Source organism: Flagellimonas sp. 389 (assembly GCF_018449435.1).
Taxonomy (GTDB): Bacteria; Bacteroidota; Bacteroidia; order Flavobacteriales; family Flavobacteriaceae; genus Flagellimonas.
This window is the reverse complement of the sequence record NZ_JAHCMU010000030.1, coordinates 2,501-5,373: the sequence shown is the minus strand read 5'-3', so window position 1 is coordinate 5,373 and position 2,873 is coordinate 2,501. Positions and strand designations below refer to the sequence as shown.

2 tRNA genes and 2 rRNA genes (1 of these 4 cut by a window edge) are annotated in these 2,873 nt (G+C 50.9%); all 4 read left to right on the top strand.

Going from position 1 to position 2,873, the window contains the following annotated elements:
* Positions 1-215 precede the first annotated feature (215 nt).
* Positions 216-1,737, top strand: a 16S ribosomal RNA gene (locus tag KIM67_RS18410).
* A 90-nt stretch (positions 1,738-1,827) separates the two neighbouring features.
* A tRNA-Ile gene (locus KIM67_RS18405) sits at positions 1,828-1,901 on the top strand.
* A 123-nt stretch (positions 1,902-2,024) separates the two neighbouring features.
* Positions 2,025-2,098: transfer RNA gene (locus KIM67_RS18400), tRNA-Ala, on the top strand.
* Positions 2,099-2,284: 186 nt separating this feature from the next.
* Positions 2,285-2,873: ribosomal RNA gene (locus tag KIM67_RS18395) — 23S ribosomal RNA — on the top strand; it runs 2,235 nt beyond the window's last position.
* The 16S and 23S rRNA genes sit together here with 2 tRNA genes alongside, the layout of an rRNA operon.

The window sequence follows — 2,873 nt, the reverse complement described above, 5'->3', positions numbered from 1 at the left end:
AACCTTTCTATATTTGCACCCGCTTAGCTGATAAGGCAGGCGTTTGAGAGAGGGATTGTATAGTTCTTATGCGGGGTATATTTTTCTTTTTTTTCAGGATTGAAAAAAGTTCATTTGACATATTGTATAGACAGCGTAAAAGAGAATAACAAAGAACCATTTTGATGTCAAGGACTTGGTTGTTGTTTGGGAGTTGAATAGATATTTAACGATAGACAATGAAGAGTTTGATCCTGGCTCAGGATGAACGCTAGCGGCAGGCCTAACACATGCAAGTCGAGGGGTAACATTTGTGCTTGCACAAGATGACGACCGGCGCACGGGTGCGGAACGCGTATGGAACCTGCCCCTGTCAGGGGAATAGCCCAGAGAAATTTGGATTAATGCCCCATGGTACCTTAGGGACACATGTTCTTAAGGTTAAAGATTTATCGGACAGGGATGGCCATGCGTACCATTAGCTGGTTGGTGGGGTAACGGCCCACCAAAGCTACGATGGTTAGGGGCCCTGAGAGGGGGATCCCCCACACTGGTACTGAGACACGGACCAGACTCCTACGGGAGGCAGCAGTGAGGAATATTGGACAATGGTCGGGAGACTGATCCAGCCATGCCGCGTGCAGGATGACTGCCCTATGGGTTGTAAACTGCTTTTATACGGGAAGAAACGCGCCTACGTGTAGGCGTTTGACGGTACCGTAAGAATAAGGACCGGCTAACTCCGTGCCAGCAGCCGCGGTAATACGGAGGGTCCGAGCGTTATCCGGAATCATTGGGTTTAAAGGGTCCGTAGGCGGGCCATTAAGTCAGGGGTGAAAGTCTGCAGCTCAACTGTAGAATTGCCTTTGATACTGGTGGTCTTGAGTCGTTGTGGAGTGGCCGGAACATGTGGTGTAGCGGTGAAATGCATAGATATCACATAGAACACCGATCGCGAAGGCAGGTCACTAACAACGAACTGACGCTGATGGACGAAAGCGTGGGTAGCGAACGGGATTAGATACCCCGGTAGTCCACGCCGTAAACGATGGATACTAGCTGTCGGGACCTCGGTCTCGGCGGCCAAGCGAAAGTGATAAGTATCCCACCTGGGGAGTACGTTCGCAAGAATGAAACTCAAAGGAATTGACGGGGGCCCGCACAAGCGGTGGAGCATGTGGTTTAATTCGATGATACGCGAGGAACCTTACCAGGGCTTAAATGTAGTATGACAGGGGTAGAGATACCTTTTTCTTCGGACATATTACAAGGTGCTGCATGGTTGTCGTCAGCTCGTGCCGTGAGGTGTCAGGTTAAGTCCTATAACGAGCGCAACCCCTACCGTTAGTTGCCAGCATGTAAAGATGGGGACTCTAACGGGACTGCCGGTGCAAACCGCGAGGAAGGTGGGGACGACGTCAAATCATCACGGCCCTTACGTCCTGGGCCACACACGTGCTACAATGGCCGGTACAGAGGGAAGCCACCGTGCAAACGGGCGCGGATCTATAAAACCGGTCACAGTTCGGATCGGGGTCTGCAACTCGACCCCGTGAAGCTGGAATCGCTAGTAATCGGATATCAGCCATGATCCGGTGAATACGTTCCCGGGCCTTGTACACACCGCCCGTCAAGCCATGGAAGCCGGGAGTGCCTGAAGTCCGTCACCGAGAGGAGCGGCCTAGGGCAAAATCGGTAACTAGGGCTAAGTCGTAACAAGGTAGCCGTACCGGAAGGTGCGGCTGGAACACCTCCTTTCTAGAGAAAGACGACCGGACAATGTCCCGTCCTTTCATCGGGGTGGTCCTTGTTTTTCTTTTATGCTGTCTTATAATATGTTCACCAAAGAGTCTCATAGCTCAGCTGGTTAGAGCGCTACACTGATAATGTAGAGGTCGGCAGTTCGAGTCTGCCTGAGACTACGAGAAGTGCAAAGTTGAAAATACGGAGTACGAAGTTCTTAAAAATAAAGTATTGGAAATTCTAGAAGTTGGGCGGTGGTTAGGGACTAACTACTAACTACTGATTACTGACGACTGGTAATTGGGGGATTAGCTCAGCTGGCTAGAGCGCCTGCCTTGCACGCAGGAGGTCATCGGTTCGACTCCGATATTCTCCACAAGGCCAATAAAGTAGGCCCGACGGGACATTTTTGTTTTTGTCGGTGCCGACTCGGCACAAGTTCATTGACATATTGGGACGGAGCGTGATGGTTTATACCATCATGGCGAAGTCAAATAAGAAACACGAAGTAGAATAGAATATAATAAAGGATTACGAGGGCATTTGTACTTTATGTACAGGTGCGACAAGCAAAATAAGGGCGTATGGGGGATGCCTAGGCTCTCAGAGGCGAAGAAGGACGTGATAAGCTGCGAAAAGCCACGGGGAACTGCACACGAGTGTTGATCCGTGGATATCCGAATGGGGCAACCCGGCTGGTTGAAGGCCAGTCACCTCGCAAGAGGGGCGAACCCGCTGAACTGAAACATCTAAGTAGGCGGAGGAAGAGAAAACAAAAGTGATTCCGATAGTAGTGGCGAGCGAAATCGGATTAGTCCAAACCGTTGCTGTTCCGGCAGCACCGGGGTTGTAGGACCACGACATTCTTTGCGAAACGAACTGGAACCCATTGGAAATTGGGGCCGTAGACGGTGATAGCCCGGTACAGGCAAGTTTGGTTAAAGATAGTGGTATCCTGAGTAGTGCGGGGCACGTGAAACCCTGTATGAATCCGGCGGGACCATCCGCCAAGACTAAATACTCCTGAGAGACCGATAGAGAACCAGTACCGTGAGGGAAAGGTGAAAAGAACCGTGAATAACGGAGTGAAATAGACCCTGAAACCATACGCCTACAAGCGGTCGGAGCGGATTCGTCCGTGACGGCGTGCC